Below are 19,937 nucleotides of genomic sequence, written 5' to 3'. Positions count from 1 at the left end.
GCGGGCTGGTCTCCTGGCATCGGGTCAGCGCGAGAAGCCGGGCAGCTGGTCCGACGAGGCCGGGCTGAGCAGCCACGCGCCCCAGACCGGCAGGTTGGGCTTGGCCTCGCGGTCGCCCGGCAGCGGCACCACCGTGTTGCGGGCCAGCGGCTGCACCAGTCGTGGGGTGACGATGATCACCAGTTCCTTTTCCTCGCGCTTGTAGTTCAGGCTCCGGAAGAATGCGCCGATGATCGGCAGGTCGCCCAGCAGCGGAATCTTGTCGACGCTGGAGCTGACCGTGTTGCTGACCAGTCCGCCGATGATGAAGGTTTCGCCGTCGCCCAGCTCGACCGTGGTATCGGCACGACGGGTGGTGATCGAGGGGATCTGCACGCCGTTGTAGGAGATGCCCGCGGCGTAGTTCAGATCGCTGGCTTCGGGGGCCACCTTGAGCGCGATGCGGTCGGGGCCGAGCACCGTCGGTGTAACCGTGAGGCCGATACCGAACGGCTTGAAGGTGACCGTGGTGGTACCCAGGCCCTGCGGTTCCAGGATCGGCAGTTCGCCACCGGCCAGGAAGCTGGCGCTCTGCCCGGACAGGGCCACCAGGGTGGGCTCGGCCAGCACGCGGGCCATGCCGTTGTTCTGCAGCAGGTCGATGTTGGCGTCCCAACCGTGGGTGAGCGACTTGAACACCAGGCCGAACGCGGACGACAGCGGATTGGTGACCACCACGTTGTCCGGGCCGGTGCCCGGATCGGTGGCCGGCGGTACGCCCGGCAGCGTGCCGCCCGGCCGGGTGATGCCGTAGAAGAAGCCGTTGCTGCCGCTGAAATTCTTGTTGGCAAAGCTCATGCCGATCTGGCGCAGCACCGACTTGTTGAACTCCACCACCTTCACGTCCACCTGCACCACGCCGCCGCTGGCGATGGTGGACACATCGGCGAGCTGGCCTTCTTTGCCCAGTGCCATGGTCGCTGCCTTGCGGCGCTGCTCATGGTCCAACAGGCCGGCCGCACTCCCTTGCAGCAGGCCCTGGCCATCCTGCAGCGTGAGCTGCAGGTCCCCCGACGGTGGCAGCGCCCCCTGGATTGCGCTGCGCACTTCGATCTGCATCCGCTGCGGCTCGCTCTGCTGGCGCCGCCACAGCAACAACGTGGTGGTCCCTGGCGCCTTGCCCACCAGCAGCGCCTGGCGCGGTCCCCGCAGCATCACCACATCGGCGACCCCCGGATCGGCGATGGCGACCCGGTCCAGGTCGGCCGGCAACGTCCACGGGCGCTGTTCGCGCGTCTGCAGCACCACATCGGCGTTGGCCATGCCCACCACCGGGCAGAGGCCCAGCACCAGCAACAGCAGCAGGCGGGTCGGCCAGTGGCGGGAACGGTGCAGGCGGGCAGGGCGTTGGGTCATGGAAAGTCTCGGCATGGCTCAACGCGAGCCGCTGTGGGAGGAAACATCGCCGCGGATGATTTCGACACCGCGGTCCAGGCGCGGTGCCTGGCGCGGTGCACTGGCGCGTACCGGCGCGGGCGACCGGGCCGGGCTGCGGGTGCTGCGGCCGGCCAGTGCGTCGCTGTCGATGCCGGCGTAGGCGTCGTTTTCGGGAGACTGCAGCGCGAGCCGCTGTTCCGGGCTCAGCTCGCGCCGTGCATCCAGCACGCCGCCGGGCTGGGCGAACAATTCCTGGTCGGGTTGGCCCACATCGGCCGGGTTGCGCAGCGCCAGGAACAGGCGGCCCTGCTGTGCGCCCAGCAACAGGCGGTTGGCCTCGGCGACCGGCACCGCCAGCACCGCGCTGCGCACCGGTGCGCTGGTGCTGGTGCTGGTGCTGCTGGTGGACGATGCGCTGCCCTGGATGTCCTGCGCGCGTGCGTCGGTGCTGGCTTCGCCGGCGGTGTCGGTGGGCGCGGCCTGGCCCGGTGCGGTGTCTGCGGCGCCGTAGCTGAGCACCCGCATCCGCGACAACAACAGGCGTGCCTGCGCCTGGCCTTCGGTGCCCATGCCCTGGGGCGCGCGCAGGTTGAGGAACACGTCGACGTAGTCGCCCGGCAGGATCCGGTTGCCCGCGGCCACCAGCTCATCCACCGGCACGGCAAGGGCGCGCTCGCCCGGATTGAGCCGCAGCGCGTAGCCGCGTGCCATCAGGGCACTGTTGAGTGGGGTACCTGCGGCAATGGTGTGCACGGGTACGGCGCCGGTGGCCTCGGCGATGCTGGCGTAGCCGCCCTGCGGTGCCTGCGGCGCGCTGCCGATGCGCAGGTCGGCGGCGCTAATCGGTCGGCCGGCGGGCAGCTCGCCCGCGGCTTCCACCACCGGCCACTGTTGCGGCTGGCCAGCCACCTGCGGCGCGGCCACCACGGTGGGGGCGGCACGCCGACTGACCAGGAAGGCCACCACGGCCAGCAGCAGGGCCAGCGCGATCAGTGCGACGGCGGCAATGCGGGTCAGCTTGAGCATGCAACAGCCTCCATGGTGTCGGTGCGGCCCATCACGGTGTACCCAGGTCGAGCTGGGCCACGGCGGTGCTGCGGATGGGTTCGGTGATCAGCCAGCCATACACCCGGCCGGTACCCGGCAGAAACGGCTTGCTGCGGTAGTCATAGCTGACCGACACCTGCATGCACTGCGCGCTGGCCAGGCCCGCGCAGGGCGCAGGTGCACTGACCACGATGGGCGGCGCGCCGGCGGTAGTGCAGTTGGCCTGTTGCCCGGCGAAGTTCAACAGCCATTGCATCGAGCGCTGCGCCGCCTGGCAGGCGGCCACACGGCGTTCATTGGGGCTGGCATAACGCAGCGAGGCGCGCGCGCCTTCGGCCGATGCCTGGGAAAGGGTCTGCTGGGCGGCCATGATCATCACCCCGGTGTAGGTCAACAGCAGCAGCGGGACCACGCCGAGGATCAGCATGAACGCAAATTCGAGGGTCACCACGCCGCGTTGCCGTGTGCGTTGGCGGTGCAACCGTGCGTACGCGGTCATGACGATGCTCCATAGGTGCCGTAGGCAATGAAACCCACGGTGGCAAAGGCCAGGTACGCGGCATAGGGAATCCCGGCGCGGCCCTGGCGCGATGCGTGGATCTGGCGCACGAACGGCCGTGCCTGCCACTGCTCCTGTGCACGTGCGTGCAGCCATTGCACGCGCAGCGGCAGTGCGGTGCGCAGGCCGGGCGCCAGCAGCACGCAGCCCGCGTGCGCGCCGGCCAGCAGGCTGCTTGCCACCCAGATCGGCAGCAGGGCCGGCATCCCCAGCAGCAGGCCCAGTACCGCGAAGTACTTCACGTCCCCGGCACCCATCCAGCCGAGCGCATAGAACGGCAGCAGGGCTGCCAGTCCCACCACCGCGCCGGCCAGATGCATACCGGGGAACGGTGCCCCGCGCACCGCCCACATCCACAGCAACCCGCCCAGGGCCACCATGCCCACGCACAGCAACCAGCGGTTGGACACGCGCCGGGCGTACAGGTCGCTGATGGCGACCTGTGCACTCAACAACACGGCCAGTACGGGCAGCAGTGACATCCGAGGGCTCCTCCATGGCGCATCGAATACGGGGTGCGGGGCACGCCGTTGGCGTTGCCGCAGGTGCGGGCCTGCGGTCGTCCATTAACCGGGTGAAGCGACTATCAGCCGGTAGGCGGGGTGGGCGTGGTGCCGCCGCCAGCGCTGTCCACCAGCGTCTTGAGCTTGTCGAACAGCGCGGTGAACATCTCGTTGAGGCCGGTTCGCGCGGCAACCACGAGTACGCCGGCGATCACGGCGGCGAGAATGCCGTACTCGAGCGCGGTGACACCATCTTCTTCAGTGAGAAACGTGCGGATTGAGCCTTTCATGACGGTCTACTCCCTGTTCCGTTCAATCGATTGGACTGCCTGCATGTGGATGGTGCGTCCCGGCTCCGCCGGTTCCATCCCGTAATCTGCGCGATCCCTGCGCAGGGGGCGGCTGCCGAAGCAGCCGCCGGCCTACCTGGATGCGTCCAGGGCGGCCGGGTTCGGATGGCGGGGAGCAGGCGGCAACGACAGGCGCGGCGTGATCGCCTGCGCATGCGGGGAAGAGAACAGCCACGTAGCAATGAGCGTCTGCATCGGTATCCCCCCTGTCGTACATTCCCGGTTTCCGCCACGGAGCTGCCGGGTGATGCCTGCCATAATGATCGGCGCCAACAAAGTCCTTCAATACACATAAACGGCAGACGTCGTTCCAACTTGAGCGCCTGCACTTTCACCCGTTATTCGAGCCGGGTGTTTTGACAACCATTTAATGTTTATAAAGTGAAGGTGGCGTGTTTATAGGGTGAAGCCCGGGTGATGACGGTTTTTTGACGCATTCGCGGCGCAATCACAGCGGTTTGCAGGCATTGCGCGCGCACGTGGATTCAATTGTTGGCGACGGGTTTACCGCGCGCCCAGTTCATGCATACTTGCCGAAAATGCGCATCGATAATCCGGGGGTAATCAGCTCCGGTCGCGCGGATAAACTGTTCATGTAGATGCTGTGTCCAGCGCACCTGCGCGGGCCAGAAAGTTCAGACGCCGTGTGGCGTTGATTGGCAGCAACAGGAAGTAGCACGGGTGGCGGCAATGGGCTGCCCGCATCCAGGCCAACGGGGGCATCACTGTCATGGTGGATGGTGCAGTGGACGGAAAAGCAGGCGAGCACGGCGCGCTACGGTCCCATGACCTGGCCACGCTGAGCGCGGTGCTGCGCGTCTGCGATCTGGAAACCGTGCTGCTGGATGGCAACGGCCCGCGGGCGGCACTGCACTCGCGCGTGCATGACGAAGCCCTGTTCCTTGCCGCGCACTGTGGCTTCCACTTCCGCGGCCGCTTCATGCTGCCGCAGGACTGGTGCCTGCTTGGGTTCATCCACGCCACCGACGAGGCGCAGAGCTGGTGCCACGGCATTCCGCTCAGTGCCGGCATGGTGGTGACCGTGCTGCCGGAAGGCATCAGCGAGTTCACCTTGAGCGCGGGCACGCGGCTGAGCCTGCTGCTGGCACCCATGCAGCGCGTGCAGCGCAAGCTGACGGCACTGAGCCTGCGCAGCACGCTGCCGTCCGGCCAGGCGTTGTCGCTGTTCAATCCCGACGTCTCGCGCGCCGGCGCCAGCCTGGTCGAGCGCTACGCGGGGCTGCACGCCACGCTTGCCGACCCCGGCGCGTCGCTGGCCGCAGACGCGGTCGAATCGCTGCTGCACGACCACATACAGGCCTTGCTGGGGGCGGGCAATGAAGATCGCCCGTCCAACAGCCGGGCACGGCGCGCGCACTACCTGATCGCGCAGCGTGCGGAGAATTTCATGCGGCTCAATCTGCGTCGCTATATCTACATGCATGAAATCTGTGACGCGGCCGGCGTAAGCGAGCGCGCACTGCGCTATGCGTTTGAAGACCTGTTTGGCACCTCGCCGAACCGGTATCTGTCGATGCTGCGGCTATGCGCGGCGTGCCGTGGGCTGTCCATGGCCGACTCCAGCCGCAAGTCGGTCAAGGCGGTGGCGTTGAGCTGCGGCCTGTGGGATCTGTCCCGTTTTGCCGACAATTATCGTCGTGTATTTGGTGAGCTGCCGCGCGACACCCTGATGCGTGCGCCGGCGCAGATCGGCAGCCCGGCCTGACCACGGCGGCCATCGCCGCTTCCTGCAGCCCCCCCTGAAATGCACGTTTCCGGCAATCTGCCGGAATTGCGCATGCCACTGCCGGTTTTCGTTCTTGTCTTGCCGGAACGCACGCAGGTGCTGCCGGAATGAAGTGCCCCAGCGACGACGTGGCGACTGTAATGACCTCCAAGTGCCAACAGGCATGGATGCAGTCCACATCGTTCGTACACGGGGGAATACCTGATGAACCGTATCTTTCGACTCGTATGGAGCCACCGGCTGAATGCCCTGGTGGTCGTCTCGGAAGTGGCCACCTCGCGTGGCAGCCTGGTGGCCGGCCCGGTGGTGGTGCACCTGAAGGTGCCGCTGTCGATGCTGTCGATGGGCCTGGCACTGGCCCTGTGCAGCGGAACGGCGTGGGCAGGTGAGAGCCAGACCCGCAGCGATCTGGATGCGCTGACCAACAAGTACGCGCCGCTGCCGGTCAAGGTGGACGCCGAGGCCGCGCTGGCCGCGATGGTGCGCACGGGCGACAGCACGCCGGCGTTGAGCGCGGCCGCCAACGTCAACCTCAACCTGGGGCTCGGCAAGCCCGCCGCCGCCACGTCGGCGCAGGCGGCCGTGGACGTGGGGGTCAAGATCAAGGCGGCGCTGCCGCGGCAGCTGGCGGCGCCGGAGCGCGCAACGCCGGTGGCAGCGCATGCGGCCGTGCACGCCGACGTTGGCGCGGCCGTGGCTGTCGCCGCGCCGAAGCTGGCCGCCAGCGTGGGGGCCGATGCCACGGTGGCGCTGGGCAGCAATGAAACGGTCAGCGAGGGTATCGACGATGCCATCACCTCCACGTTGGCCACCGGCGTCGCCGGCGGGGTCAAGGTGGATGCGCTGGCCCATGCCGTCGTGGTGGCCGACCGCAACCAGAAGCTGGTGGATGCCAATGCCGCGGTGTCGCAGACCAGTTCCCTGGCGCTGTCACCGACCGCCGCGTCCGGCGGGTTGCTGGGCGGCGTGGGCGATCTGCTCGGCGGCGTCGGCAATACGCTGGGCAACGTGGTCGGCGGCGTGAGCAACACCGTCGGCAACGTGGTCGGCGGGGTCAGCGATACGCTCGGCAACGTGGTGGGTGGCGTGGGCAGCACGGTCGGCAACGTTGTGGGCGGTGTGGTGGGCGGGGTGTTCCCGGCACCGACGTCGCTGCCGCCGGGCCATCCCAAGGCCCCAGCGGCGCCGGACCCCGATGCCGGGCTGATCATCGGCACCGGCGGCCTGGTCGGTTCGCTGTCGACCCTGGTCGGCCCGACCGCGCAGGGTCTGCTGGGTGGGGACGGGTACGTGCGCAACGGCAAGCTGGCCGTCAGCAGTGCCAACGTGATGCAGACCTACTCGGTCACCAACGTGCTGGGCGTGCCGCTGGTCAACCTGACCCCGGTGGGCACCCTGCTCAACGGGCTGGGCGGCGCCACCACGGGCGGGAGCTCGCACCTGACGTTGATCGGCGGGGTCACCTCGGACAGCTACATCTACAACATCAACAACGGCAACCCGAACGGGTTGCTGGGCCTGCTGCTGCCGGACCAGGCGCCGGGTTGGTCCAACACGTGCGTGGACCTGCTGGTGGCCAGTGTGGATTGCTGGGCCGTCAACGCCGCGCAGGACTACCAGGTGCTGGTCGGTGACGGTGCGTATGCCAACGGTTCGCGCGAAGTGGTGATCGGTGCCAACGCCCGCCACGAGCTGGCCAAGGTGGATGCCAACGTGGCGTTCCCCGGCGCGGGCCAGAACGACCCGAACGATCCGACCGGCGTGCCCACCGCCGACTATGCCGCGCGCATGGGCCATTCGGTGGTGGTCGGCGACAGTGCCATGGGCACGGCCAACGGCCAGGTGCTGCTCGGTGCCGAAGCCACCTCCAGCCAGGCCAACAGCGTGGCGCTGGGCTATCGCACGGTGGCCAACCGCGGCGCGCAGGCCAGTTACAGCGCCTACGGGCTGACTGCGCCGCAGGTGTCGGCCGGTGAAGTATCGGTCGGCTTTGCCGGCGGCGAGCGGCAGATCACCAACGTCGCGGCCGGCAGCGCGGCCACCGATGCGGTCAACGTGCGCCAGTTGCAGGGCGCGATCAACCAGATCGACGCGCTGGACGTGTTCGCGGTGACCTACGACGACGACGGTGCCGGCGGCGCCGATTACCGCCGCATCACCCTGGGCGGCGGCACCGGCACCACCACGCTGGCCAACCTGGCCCCGGGCGCGATCGGCGCAGCCAGTACCGAAGCGGTCAACGGCGCGCAGCTGTTCGCCAGCAACCAGGCCATCGTCGACTACTTCGGCGGACTGACCGCCTACGACCCGGCCACCGGCGCCTGGACCGCGCCGAGCTTTGCCATCACCACGGTGTCCAACAGTGGCGCCGTCGCCCCCGGCGTGTACGACAACGCCACCGATGCCTTCTCGGCCGTGGATGGCTCGCTGGTCAACCTCAACACGCAGATCACCGACATCCGCAACGGGGTTGGCAGCCGCTTCCTGAAGATCAACTCGACCGGACTGGATGCCGTGGCGACCGGTGCGGACAGCATTGCGGTAGGCACCGGTGCCACGGCGATGGCGGCCAATGCCATTGCCGTGGGTGCCGGCGCCATGGCCGATCGCGATGGCACGGTGTCGGTCGGTGCGGTGGGCAGCGAGCGCCAGGTGGTGAACGTGGCCGCCGGTACGCAGGCGACCGATGCGGTCAACATGGGCCAGATGCTGGCCTCCGAAGCGGGCGCGCTGCGCTATGACGAGAATCCCGACGGCAGCGTCAACTATGCCAGTGCCACGCTTGGCAACGGCACCGGCACCACCAGCCTGCGCAATCTGCGGGCCGGTGCAATCAGTGCCATCAGCACCGAGGCCATCAACGGCGCCCAGCTGTTCGATGCCAACCAGGCGCTGGCCACGCACCTGGGTGGCGGTGCCGCGGTCGATGCCAATGGCGTGATCACGGCGCCGACCTACACCATCAATGCGGTGTCCAGCACCGGCCAGGTGGCCCCGGGCGACTACAACGACGTGGGCAGTGCCTTCGATGCGGTCAGCCAGTCGTTGGCCAACGTGGCCGACCAGACCGACGCGGTGGACAAGCTGGCGGTGAAGTACGACGTGGACGGCGCCGGCAACGCCACCGACAGCATCACCCTGACCGGCAGCGGCGCGGGCGCGGCGGTGGCACTGACCAACCTGGCCGATGGCAGCGTGCTGGCCGGCAGCCGCGATGCGGTGACCGGCAACCAGTTGTTCCAGACCAACAACGCTCTGGTGGGCTACTTCGGCGGCACCACCAGCGTCGACCCGACCACCAACATCTGGACCGCGCCGACCTTCAGCATTTCCTCGATCGCCACCGACGGCAGCGTGCTCAGCAATGACTACAGCAACGTCACCGTGGCCTTCGCCGCGGTGGACAATTCGCTGCTCAACCTCAACACCCGCATCGACCAGATCCAGCCGGGTGCGGGCAGCCCGTTCGTGCAGGTCAATTCGACCAAGGCCGCTGCCAGTGCCACCGGCGCCGACAGCATCGCGATCGGTCCGCTGGCCTCAGCCAGCGGCAGCGGCAGCACCGCGATCGGCGATGGGGCTACCGCCAGTGCCGACAACAGCGTGGCGCTGGGCAGTGGTTCGGTGGCCAGCGTGGGCGCCGAGAGCGGCTATACCGGCGCGTTCGGCGCGGCCGGCGGCAGCAGTTCGGCCGGTGAGGTGTCGGTGGGCAGCACCGGCGGCGAACGCAAGGTCACCCATGTGGCCGACGGCTCCGAGCGCTACGACGCGGTCAACGTGGGCCAGCTGCAGAACGGCGTGAACTACGCCATCGACCAGTCCAAGGCCTACACCGACACCCAGATCAACAACATCAACAACGGCACGTCGGGCATGTTCCAGGTCAACAACAGCAACAACCTGGCGGCCCCCGCAGCGACCGGGGCCAATGCGGCCGCCGGGGGTGCCGGCTCTAGCGCCGCCGGTGCCAACAGCACCGCACTGGGCAACGGGGCCAGTGCACAGGGCAGCAACACGGTGGCCCTGGGCGCCGGGTCGGTGGCCACGCGCGACAACACCGTGTCGGTGGGCAGCGCGGGCGCGGAGCGCCAGATCACCAACGTCGGCGACGGCTCGGCCGCCACCGATGCGGTGAATGTGCGGCAGCTGCAGGCATCGCAACAGGGCACCATCCGCTACGACAGCAACGTCAACGGCACGACCAACCTCAACAGCGTCACCCTGGGCAGCACCAGCACCGGGCCGACCACCGTGCGCAACGTCGCGGCCGGCACCGCCGGTACCGACGCGGTCAACGTGGACCAGCTGCGTGCCGGCATGAACCAGACCCTGGACTGGTCCAAGGCCTATACCGACGAGCGGTTCGATTCGTTCGACCGCAACCTGCGCCGTACCGACGACCGTGCCTCGGCCGGCGTGGCCGCGGCGATGGCGGTGGCCGGGCTGCCGCAGCCGTACGAGGCCGGGCGCAGCATGGCCGCGGTGGCTGCCGGCAGCTACAACGGCGAGTCCGGCGTGGCCGTGGGCATCTCCGGGGTGTCCGAGGGCGGGCGGTGGATCTACAAGGTGGCCGGGACCACCAACAGCCGTGGCGAGGGCGGGGTGTCGGTTGGTGCGGGCATCCAGTGGTAAGCACGCCGTACTGAACCGTTCGCAGTGATTCGTTCCCGGTGCCGGCAGCCTGCCGCACCGGGGATTCCAGCGCGGCGTCGCGCACCAGGGGGAAACCATGTCCGCATCATCGATTGCACACGACCACACGCCGTTGCTGCGCTCACTGTCGCTGGGATTGGCGGTGTTGCTGTTCAGCGCCTGCGCCAGCGGTGGCAAGCACAAGGGCGACATGCCGGAAGGCGCCGCGGTCACACCGGAGGCGGGGGAGGTGAGCTTCCCCGATCCGAAGCGGGCCACGCTGAAGGAAGGCCTGTTCGTCGACCTGGACAGCCTGCGCCTGTTCGCGCGCGGCATGACCAAGCGCCAGTTGTACACCCTGCTGGGCACGCCGCACTTCGGCGAGGGCATGTGGGGCGTGCACGAGTGGAACTACCTGTTCAACTTCCGCAGCAATCCCGGCGGTGATTACTTTACCTGCCAGTTCCAGGTGCATTTCGACGGCAAGGGCGTGGCCCAGGCCGGCTACTGGAAGCCGCAGGCCTGCGCCGCGCTGCTGCAGCCGCCGGCACCGCCTCCGCCGCCCCCGCCGCCTGCACCGATGCCCAGTGAACCGGTGCGCCTGTCGGCCGATGCATTGTTCGCCTTTGACAGCGCCACCCTGACCGAGGCCGGTCGCCGCAGCGTGGATGCGCTGTTGCAGCAGGTGCGCAGTGCCAGCCAGGTGCAGACCATCCAGGTGCTGGGCTACACCGACCGGATCGGCAGCGATGGCTACAACCAGGTGTTGTCGCAACGGCGCGCGCAGGCCGTCCGCGATGCGCTGGTGCAGGGCGGGGTGCCGGCTGCGGCGATCGTGGCCGAAGGGCGCGGCAAGGCCGACCCGCTGGTGCAATGCGCACAAGGCAACCGCCAGGCGGTGATTGCCTGCCTGGCGCCGAACCGTCGCGTCGAAATCTCCGGCCTCGCGCAGACGCGCTGAGCCCTTGCGTGGCGCACGGCCACGCGTCTTCCCCCGTTGGTACCCCGCGTCGATGCATCTCTCCCGCATCGACCGGGGTGTTCTTTGACCTGGCTCGTCGCCCCCGCAGGATGTCTCCCCCGTCATCGCACCGGGGCGGCGGGCCAGGTCATCCTTTACCGGTCCCGCGGCGACGCCCGTTCCTGCAGCGTCGCCGCCCGCCGTTGCGCGGCGGGTGGGTCAGGGCATCAGCACCTTGTCCACCACGTGGATCACGCCGTTGCTCTGGCGCACGTCGGCAATGGTGACCCGGGCGGTGCCGCCCTTGCTGTCAGTCAGGGTGATGCCCTTGCCAACCTGGCGGGCAGTGAGCGTTTCACCCTGCACGGTGGTCAGCGCCGCCTTGCCGCCGCCCTGCTTGATCCGGGCCATCAGTGCGGTGCTGTCGAGGTTGCCGGCCACCACGTGGTAGGTGAGCACCTTGGTCAAGTCGGCCTTCTTCTCCGGCTTCAGCAACCCGTCGACCGTGCCCTTGGGCAGTGCGGCGAAGGCGGCGTTGGTCGGTGCGAACACGGTGAACGGACCCGGGCCCTTGAGCGTCTCGACCAGGCCGGCGGCCTTGACCGCGGCAACCAGGGTGGTGTGGTCCTTGGAGGCGACGGCGTTGTCGATGATGTCCTTGGTGGCGTACATCGGCGCACCGCCCACCATGGGGTTGGCGGCCATGGCGTGGTCGTGGCCTGCCATCGGCGCCTGCGCGAACGCCAGCGGCGCGGCGGCGGTGGACAGGCAGGCAAGCAGAAGCAGACCGGTCAGCGAGCTTTTCATGTGCAGGGTCCCAGCAGGAGCGTCCAAGTGACGCAGCAGGATCTACGCGTGAAGCAGCGTGGCGGATGCAGCGGCGGTCGGCTTTCTGCGTTTGTTATCGGCAGGTGAGGGCGATCAGGCCGGGCCGCGTTCGCTGGTAATGGTGGCGCCCTCGCGCATCACCAGGGTCACCGGGGTCTTTTCGACCACGTCCAGCAGGCGCTGCCACTGCGCATCACTCAGCGCCCCACTGGCATGCAGGATGCGGTGCACCACCAGCTTGCCGGCGGCATCGCGCGAGGAGCTCAGCTCGGCGCGGAAGGTGCCCAGATCCCACCCTTTCTTCTCCGCATACATGCGCAGGGTGATCGCGGTACAGGCCGACAGCGATGCCAGGTACAGGTCGAACGGGGCCAGGCCTGCGCCCTGGCCACCGAGTGTGGCCGGTTCGTCGGCGATCACCTCGTGCACGCCGCTGCGGATGTGGTGGCGGTAGTTGGGGCCGTCGGAAACGATCTGGACCTGTGCCATGGGGGGGGGCGCCGTGCGGTGGTGGGGAGGCGCGCAGCATCGCACGCTGCCGCGCGCCGCGCTCAGGGCGTGCGACGCGGGTCGCCACCGCCGGCGGCAATCCAGCCGTCCACCGCCTGCGCCACCACGGTCATCGGCATCGCGCCGTTGCCCAGCACCAGGTCGTGGAAGGCGCGGATGTCGAAGCGCGTGCCCAGCCCCTGGCGTGCGCGTTCGCGCAGGGCCAGCAACTGCAGCTGGCCCATCTTGTACGACGAAGCCTGGCCCGGCTGGACCAGGTAGCGGTTGATCTCCACGCGCACGTCGCTGGCCTTCATGCCGGTCTTTTCCTGCATGTAAGTGGCGGCCTGCTCGGGCGTCCAGCGCTTGCGGTGCAGGCCGGTGTCCACCACCAGCCGCACCGAGCGGAACATCTCGGCCTGCAGCCGACCCAGGTCGCCGACCGGGTCGTCCTTGTACACGCCGGCCTCGGCCATCAGCTGCTCGGCATACAGCGCCCAGCCTTCGCTGAAGGCGCTGGGATTGAGGCTGCGACGCAGCAACGGCAGGTCGGTCAGGGTCTGCCCGATCGAGATCTGGAAGTGGTGGCCCGGCGAGCCCTCATGGTAGGTGAGGGTGGGGATGCTCCAGCGCGTGTTGGACTCGATGTCGCCCAGGTTGATGAAGAACGTGCCCGGCCGCGAACCGTCCATTGCCGGTGGGTAGTAGTAGCCGCCCGGTGAGGTCTTCTGCATGTGCGCCGGCACCGGCTGCACCACCAGCTTCTGCGGCGGCAGGTGGCCGAACCAGGCGGGCAGGATCGGGTCGAGGTCGCGCAGGCGCTGTTCGATGTCGCCCAGCAGTTCCTTGCGTCCCGCATCCGTGTCGGCATACAGGTAGCGCGGGTCCTGCCGCAGCTGCTGCACGCGCGCGGCCACGCTGCCCTCGCGCAGGCCCAGCTGGTCAAGCCGCGCGTCCATCAGCGTCTCCACCCGCGCCACCTCGTCCAGCCCGACCGCATGGATCGCATCGGCGTCCAGGTCGGTGCTGGTGTACCAGCGCAACGCGGCGTCGTAGTAGGCCTTGCCCTGCGGCAGCGCCCACACGCCCTTGTCGCCCAGGTGGCGCGCCTGCAGGCCCTGCACATCGGCCAGCAGGCGCTGGTAGCCCGGGTTGACCGACTGCTGCACCGCGCGCGTGGCCTGCGCGACCAACGCGGCGCGGCGTGCGGCGGAAATCGCCGGCAGTTTCTCCAGTTTGCGCTGCAGCGACTGCACCCACAGGCTGTCCTTCGGCGCAGGTTCGAGCAGCATGCGGAACTGGTCGGCGGCACCCTGCAGCGCCACTTCGGGCGGCACCACGCCCTGCGCGGCCTGCATGTCCACGTTGGCGCGCACCTGGTCCAGCTTGGGTCCCATCGCCTGCAGGCGGGCGATGTAGTGCGCCGCGCTGGTCTCATCGGTGACCGCATGCTGGTTGTCCATGAACTGTGGCAGGTTCACCGGCAGGCTGAACAACTGGTCCACCGCATAGGTGCTGCCGCCCACCGGCAACCACGCCGCCGACCACGGCACCGCCATCAGGTCGATCTGGGTCTGGTAGAACCAGCGCGCCAGGCCGTTGCTCAGCTGCTGCTGCGCATCCAGCGGGGCGCCCTGCCACTGCGTGATCGCCGCCAGATTGTCGGCCAGGAACCGGCGGTTGACCTCACGCCGTGCCAGCGACACATCGGTGAGCTGGTCGGAGCTGTCCGCCTGGCCGTCGCCGCTGATGCCGAGCATCGTGCGCAGCTCCGGGTCGGCGTTGATCGCGGCCATGGTCTGTGCGTCGAGCAGGGCATTGAAAGACACCGGCATGGGTGCGCCGGGTACCGTCGCCGGCGGCATCGACGCGGCAGCGGCTGCCTGCGCGTGCGTGGACGGCGCGCTGAGCGCCAACGCCGCGCCGATGGCGAGCGACAACAGGGCGGGGAGGGCGGAAGCGGTCGGGAACGGCATCACGGGACATCTCCGGTGGCGGGCTGCCCGCAGGCTACGCCAGGCCAGCAGGGGCTGCACGTGCAGGGGGTCACGCGCGCCCTGCCGTAGGCGGCGTCTGCGCGCCCGCCGAGAACGCCCGCGCGCGCCTGAGCGAAGCGTCAGCCGCTGCGCGGCGCGAAGCCGTCCGCGCTCCAGGCCTCGCTGCCCACGCCGTGATGGATCACGAACAGCCCGTCCGGGTCGTAGCGCTGCTTGGTCGCCAGCAGGCGCGGGTAGTGCGGGCCCCAGAAGGCCTGCTGCCAATCGGCCTGGAAGTAGTCGCACTCGGACACATACGCGGGCGCCTTGGGCACCAGCACCGACAGGGCGTCGTAGGCACGCCGCACCCGTAGCGCGCCCCGGCGCGCGCCGGGTTCGTCCACGCGGCCGCCATAGCCGGGATAGACCGGGCCGCCGGCAGTGCCGATCAACGCCAGCGCGAAGGCGTCCAGCAGTGCCGGGTGGGTGGCGGTGTCGGCACTTGCCGCGATCGCGTCGGCGGGTGCGCCGAACAGGCCCTTGTTGCAATGCAGGCCCACGTCCATGTGCACCGCGGCGGCACACAGCGCCGTCGCGGCGGCCACCACCTGGTCTTCGCCGAGCAGGGCCGACGGCATCCACGCCGAGGCATACCCGTGCAGGAACCAGCCGACCTGGCCCTGGTCGCCCTTCCACAGCATGTGGTGGGCAGGCGCATCGGCACGGGTGTCCTCGGCGATGATCGTCGGCGCATGCTGGCGGAAGAAGTCCGCGTCCCAGAAGTCGCGCGCCGGCATCGCCAGCGCCTGCAGCGGTTCGCGCACGGTGTACCCCGGGTGTGCGGTGATCCAGTCCAGCAGCGGCTGCCACGTGGCTGCCGCCGCCTCGCGGCTGAGGCCCTGGAACACCATCGAGATGGACAGGGTGCGGTCACCGGCGAAGGTGATCTGCTCGCCCCAGTGGGCGTTGCACAGGCGGTCCCGGTAGAAGCGCAGTACCTGCGCCGCCAGCGCACGCCACTGTTCTTCGGTGCTGGCCTGCACCTTGAAGGAGAGTCCGCCAAACGTATCGGGCAGGGCATGGGTCTTCAGGGTCATCCGGGTGACGATGCCGAAGCTGGCCGCACAGCCCCCCTTCAATGCCCAGAACAGGTCCGGGTCGTTGTCCGCATTGACCACCCGCACCCGGCCGTCAGCGGTCACCACCTCGGCTTCCAGCAGGCTCGCTGCCGCGCTGCCGAATGCCTTGGAGAAACTGCCGAAGCCACCGCCGGTGACCAGCCCGGTCACGCCCACCGACGTGCACCCACCGCCCTGCACGTAACGCCCGCCATGGGTGGTCACGGCGTTGTAGGCGTCGATCCACATCGCCCCGGCGCCCACGCTCACCGCCGGCTGCGCCACCGTGCCGAGGCGCGCGCCCTGTGGCACGAAGGCGTCGTGCAGCTGGACCTGGTTCATCGCCCGGGTCCAGACCAGCAGCGAGTCCGGCGCGCACGAGGTGCCGTGGTAGCTGTGGCCGCCGCCCTTGACCACCAGCCGCAGCCGATGGGTGCGGGCAAAGTTCACGGCCGCGGCGACGTCGGCGCTGCTGGTGGCGGCCACCATCTGCGCGCTCGCCACCGAACGCCATGCGCCGAAGTACCCGCTGGTCTGGGTCAGGCCCGGTTGGTCCCCGATGTAGAAGGGGTTGTGGATCTGCGCCAGCGCTTCGGCACGCGTGGCTGCATCGCTCAGGAACGGCGATTGCGGCACCGACAGCCGCCCGCCGACCGCCTGCGACAGCCGGGTCCAGTCGGCCCGGCCCGGCCACCCGGCAGTGCCCGGCCGTACCCGGGGGCCAGACAGGGGTGCGGCGGCCGCTGCCTTCAGGACCAGCGGCAGCAGGGGCAGGGCCAGGCTGGCCTTGAGGCAGTCACGTCGTTTCATCGGAGTGTTCCCTGGCGCTGAGCCGGTAGCGATGGGACCGAGTGTGTGCCCGCCACACCCCGCCGTCATGGGGCGCGGGACGAAGGGAGGGGGCAAGGGACCAACGGCGGCCGGCTCGGGACCGGTGGGGCCGGGCAGGGTGTGCGCACGGCGGGGAGAGGGATTACGCTGCGTGCTGGGCGGCGCCTGCCGCCCCTGTGCTGGACGGCCACCCGCTGGCCCCATCGTCGAGGAACGACAATGCGCTGGATCCTGTTGGTGATGGGCCTGTTCTGCATGCTGGCCGGTGTCGCGCAGATGGCGTTCGGCATGTACACCTTTGACAGCTCCGATCACGGCGGATCATGGATCAACGTCCGCGGGAGCTTGGACCGCTACTTTGTCGATCACCCCCAGCGCGATCTTGTCCACTACCAACGCCATGTCGCACTGAAGGTGATGAAGGCGCTGGACACCAGCGTCGAAGTGCATCTGCTCAGTGGCCTGGTGTTCCTGGCGATGGGCACGGTGTTGCTGGTGATGTTCTGGTGGTGGGAGCGACGCATTTCCTTGCGCGGGGGTGCGGCGTACCGCGCCGGCCCGGGGTAGCGGTCTCGGGCTGCTGCCGCTGGTGTGTAATCGGCCGGCACACGGAGATGACAGATCCGACGAGGAGTTCGACGCCGAAAAAGCCAAGCTCCTGGGCGAGCAAGCGTATCGCAGCATCGGCGGTCCATTTGAATGCCTTGGGCTGAGGTGGATTGCCACAGCCAACAGACGATCTACGGGCGGACTTGACCTTCCCATCGTGGGAATCTTTATGGTGGTGGATAACTCCCGCACACCAGGCGCATCACAATGGCCAGCCCAGCCTCCCGTCCGATCCCGCCGCCCTCCGCCGGCCTTGCACGCCTCAGCCTGCCGGTAGAAGGCATGACCTGCGCTTCGTGCGTCGGGCGCGTCGAGCGTGCCCTGCAGGCGGTGCCGGGCGTGCATAGCGCAGCGGTCAACCTGGCCACCGAGCGCGCCGACGTGGCCTTTGCCGGCCCGGCCGACGCACAGGCGGTGGTGCGTGCCATCCAGGGCGCCGGTTACAGCGTGCGCGAGGAGGTGACCGAACTGTCGATCGAGGGCATGACCTGCGCTTCCTGCGTGGGCCGGGTGGAGAAGGCCTTGTCGCAGGTGCCCGGGGTGCTGGAGGCCAGCGTCAACCTGGCCACCGAGCGCGCGCGGGTGCGCCACCTTTCCGGCGTGGTGAGCCTCGCCAGCCTCGATGCGGCCGTCGCGAAGGCCGGGTATACCGCGCGCCGCGCCGGTGCCGCGACCGCCAGCGCGGCAGACCAGGACACCGAGCGGCGCGAGCAGGAAGCGCGCGAGCTGCGGCGCGCCTTGTGCATCGCCGCGGCTCTCACGCTGCCGGTCTTCGTCCTGGAGATGGGCTCGCACATGGTGCCGGCCATGCACCAGTGGGTGATGCACGTGCTGGGCCAGCAGACCAGCTGGTACATCCAGTTCGCGCTGGCCACCCTGGTCCTGTTCGGGCCGGGCATCCGCTTCTTCCGCAAGGGGGTGCCGGCGCTGCTGCGCGGTGCGCCAGACATGAACTCGCTGGTGTCGGTGGGCACGGCGGCGGCCTACGGCTATTCGGTGGTGGCCACGTTCCTGCCGGGGGTGTTGCCGCCCGGCACCGCCAACGTCTACTTCGAAGCCGCCGTGGTGATCGTCACCCTGATCCTGCTCGGCCGCACGCTGGAAGCGCGCGCCAAGGGCCGCACCTCGCAGGCGATCAAACGGCTGGTGGGGCTGCAGGCCAAGACCGCGCGGGTGGAACGCAACGGCGCTACGGTGGAGGTCCCGCTGGAGCAGGTGGTGACCGGTGATGTGGTGCTGGTGCGGCCGGGCGAGAAGGTGCCGGTGGATGGCGAGGTGGTCGACGGTGCGTCGTATGTCGACGAAAGCATGATTACCGGCGAACCGGTGCCGGTCTCCAAGGAGGCAGGCGCCGCCGTCGTCGGCGGCACCCTCAACACGACCGGTGCTTTCCGCTTCCGTGTCACCCAGGTGGGTGCCAACACGGTCCTGGCGCAGATCATCCGCCTGGTGGAAGAAGCGCAGGGCTCCAAGCTGCCGATCCAGGCGCTGGTGGACAAGGTGACCATGTGGTTCGTGCCGGCCGTGATGGCGGGCGCGGCGCTGACCTTCCTTGCCTGGCTGGTGTTCGGCCCGGCCCCGGCGCTGACCTTCGCGCTGGTCAACGCGGTGGCGGTGCTGATCATCGCCTGCCCGTGTGCGATGGGGCTGGCCACGCCCACCTCGATCATGGTGGGCACCGGTCGTGCCGCCGAGCTGGGCGTGCTGTTCCGCAAGGGCGAAGCGCTGCAGGCGCTGCGCGATGTCAGCGTGGTGGCGTTGGACAAGACAGGCACGCTGACCAAGGGGCGCCCCGAGCTGACCGACCTGGTGCCGGCCGACGGCTTCAGCCATGACGAAGTGCTGGCGCTGGTGGCCGCCGTGGAAAGCCGCTCTGAGCACCCCATCGCCGACGCGATCGTCGTCGCCGCCACGCAGCGCGGCCTTGACGTGGCGGCRATGGAAGGCTTCGAAGCGACGCCCGGGTTCGGCGTGGCCGCCACGGTGGGCGGGCGTCGGGTCGCGGTGGGGGCCGACCGCTTCATGACCCGGCTTGGGCTGGACGTGGGGGCGTTCCAGACGGCGGCGCAGCGGCTGGGCGCCGAAGGCAAGAGTCCGCTGTATGCGTCCATTGACGGGCGCCTGGCGGCCATCATCGCGGTGGCCGATCCGATCCGCGAGACCACCGCCGAGGCGATCAACGCATTGCACGCACTGGGCCTGCGGGTGGCCATGATCACCGGCGACAACGCCGCCACGGCCGCGGCGATCGCCCGCCAGCTGGGCATCGACGAGGTGGCGGCCGAAGTGCTGCCGGACGGCAAGGTGGCCGCGCTCAAGACCTTCCGCGCGAACGGAGCGCGGGTGGCCTTCGTCGGCGACGGCATCAACGATGCGCCGGCACTGGCCGAAGCGGATGTCGGTCTGGCGATCGGGACCGGCACCGACGTGGCGATCGAAGCGGCCGACGTGGTGCTGATGTCCGGCGACCTGCGCGGCGTGATCAACGCCATCGCGCTCAGCCACGCCACCATCGGCAACATCAAGCAGAACCTGTTCTGGGCGTTTGCCTACAACGCCGTGCTGATTCCGGTGGCGGCCGGCGTGCTGTATCCACTGAACGGCACCCTGATGTCGCCGATCTTCGCCGCCGCGGCGATGGCCTTGTCGAGCATCTTCGTGCTCGGCAACGCGCTGCGCCTCAAGCGCTTCCGCGCGCCGATGGCCACCGACGCGCGTGGCGCAACGGCCTGAGCACGTGCCAACTCCTGTCCCGGCACTGCCGGGGCAGGGCGGTCGGTGAGGATTCACATCCACGGTGGCATCGGCGCGATGATAGTCCCGTGGATGGCCGCGTAGAGCCGGGCTCTGCCCGGCTGGCGCCAAGCATGC

At 69.1% G+C, this 19,937-nt stretch carries 14 protein-coding genes; 5 read left to right on the top strand and 9 right to left on the bottom strand.

Features of this window, described 5'->3' with window-relative positions; all coding sequences use genetic code 11:
- Positions 1–24 precede the first annotated feature (24 nt).
- From AC1DCJ_RS17470 to AC1DCJ_RS17450, 5 genes are all read right to left on the bottom strand, one after another.
- The gene (locus AC1DCJ_RS17470) at positions 25–1,395 is read right to left on the bottom strand and encodes a type II and III secretion system protein family protein (protein ID WP_137189618.1); all 1,371 of its coding nucleotides are present in this window, start codon (positions 1,393–1,395) and stop codon (positions 25–27) included.
- An 18-nt stretch (positions 1,396–1,413) separates the two neighbouring features.
- Complete coding sequence (gene cpaB / locus AC1DCJ_RS17465; RefSeq protein WP_141057901.1) at positions 1,414–2,442, bottom strand: Flp pilus assembly protein CpaB; 1,029 nt, start codon at positions 2,440–2,442, stop codon at positions 1,414–1,416.
- A 31-nt stretch (positions 2,443–2,473) separates the two neighbouring features.
- Positions 2,474–2,962 carry a TadE/TadG family type IV pilus assembly protein gene (locus AC1DCJ_RS17460; protein WP_137189616.1) on the bottom strand — a complete coding sequence of 163 codons (489 nt, stop codon included), beginning with the start codon at positions 2,960–2,962 and terminating at the stop codon, positions 2,474–2,476.
- Positions 2,959–3,504 (bottom strand): A24 family peptidase, encoded by a 546-nt coding sequence (locus tag AC1DCJ_RS17455; RefSeq protein WP_478071518.1) that lies wholly within the window; start codon positions 3,502–3,504, stop codon positions 2,959–2,961. Before AC1DCJ_RS17455 ends, AC1DCJ_RS17460 begins: the two co-directional genes overlap by 4 nt.
- A gap of 104 nt (positions 3,505–3,608) precedes the next feature.
- The gene (locus AC1DCJ_RS17450; protein ID WP_314402899.1) at positions 3,609–3,815 is read right to left on the bottom strand and encodes a Flp family type IVb pilin; all 207 of its coding nucleotides are present in this window, start codon (positions 3,813–3,815) and stop codon (positions 3,609–3,611) included.
- Between the two features lie 790 nt (positions 3,816–4,605).
- On the opposite strand from AC1DCJ_RS17450, the gene AC1DCJ_RS17445 reads away from it, so the two are divergent.
- From AC1DCJ_RS17445 to AC1DCJ_RS17435, 3 genes are all read left to right on the top strand, one after another.
- Complete coding sequence (locus tag AC1DCJ_RS17445) at positions 4,606–5,601, top strand: AraC family transcriptional regulator (RefSeq protein WP_478071517.1); 996 nt, start codon at positions 4,606–4,608, stop codon at positions 5,599–5,601.
- A gap of 225 nt (positions 5,602–5,826) precedes the next feature.
- Positions 5,827–10,254, top strand: coding sequence for a YadA-like family protein (locus tag AC1DCJ_RS17440; RefSeq protein WP_478071516.1), 4,428 nt, complete (start codon positions 5,827–5,829; stop codon positions 10,252–10,254).
- A gap of 97 nt (positions 10,255–10,351) precedes the next feature.
- Positions 10,352–11,215, top strand: coding sequence for an outer membrane protein assembly factor BamE (locus AC1DCJ_RS17435; protein WP_478071515.1), 864 nt, complete (start codon positions 10,352–10,354; stop codon positions 11,213–11,215).
- A gap of 219 nt (positions 11,216–11,434) precedes the next feature.
- Here the strand turns inward: AC1DCJ_RS17435 and AC1DCJ_RS17430 are convergent, their stop codons facing one another.
- The 4 genes from AC1DCJ_RS17430 to AC1DCJ_RS17415 form a co-directional block, all read right to left on the bottom strand.
- Entirely contained in the window at positions 11,435–12,022 is a 588-nt protein-coding gene (locus AC1DCJ_RS17430) for a fasciclin domain-containing protein (RefSeq protein WP_038688093.1), read from the bottom strand.
- Positions 12,023–12,136: 114 nt separating this feature from the next.
- Positions 12,137–12,532, bottom strand: a complete 396-nt coding sequence (locus AC1DCJ_RS17425) for an OsmC family protein (protein WP_314402902.1) — start codon at positions 12,530–12,532, stop codon at positions 12,137–12,139.
- Positions 12,533–12,594: 62 nt separating this feature from the next.
- Positions 12,595–14,508 (bottom strand): DUF885 domain-containing protein, encoded by a 1,914-nt coding sequence (locus AC1DCJ_RS17420; RefSeq protein WP_478071533.1) that lies wholly within the window; start codon positions 14,506–14,508, stop codon positions 12,595–12,597.
- A 140-nt stretch (positions 14,509–14,648) separates the two neighbouring features.
- On the bottom strand, positions 14,649–16,436 hold the full coding sequence (locus AC1DCJ_RS17415) for an FAD-binding oxidoreductase (RefSeq protein ID WP_478071514.1): 1,788 nt from the start codon (positions 16,434–16,436) through the stop codon (positions 14,649–14,651).
- Positions 16,437–16,676: 240 nt separating this feature from the next.
- On the opposite strand from AC1DCJ_RS17415, the gene AC1DCJ_RS17410 reads away from it, so the two are divergent.
- Together AC1DCJ_RS17410 and AC1DCJ_RS17405 are read left to right on the top strand one after the other, a co-directional pair.
- The gene (locus AC1DCJ_RS17410; protein ID WP_478071513.1) at positions 16,677–17,024 is read left to right on the top strand and encodes a hypothetical protein; all 348 of its coding nucleotides are present in this window, start codon (positions 16,677–16,679) and stop codon (positions 17,022–17,024) included.
- 249 nt (positions 17,025–17,273) lie between these two features.
- The gene (locus AC1DCJ_RS17405) at positions 17,274–19,799 is read left to right on the top strand and encodes a heavy metal translocating P-type ATPase (RefSeq protein ID WP_478071512.1); all 2,526 of its coding nucleotides are present in this window, start codon (positions 17,274–17,276) and stop codon (positions 19,797–19,799) included.
- Positions 19,800–19,937: the final 138 nt, after the last annotated feature.

The organism is Stenotrophomonas sp. 10N36, from assembly GCF_056395005.1.
Note: the sequence above shows the minus strand (reverse complement) of the source record. Positions and strands in the feature narration are given on the sequence as shown.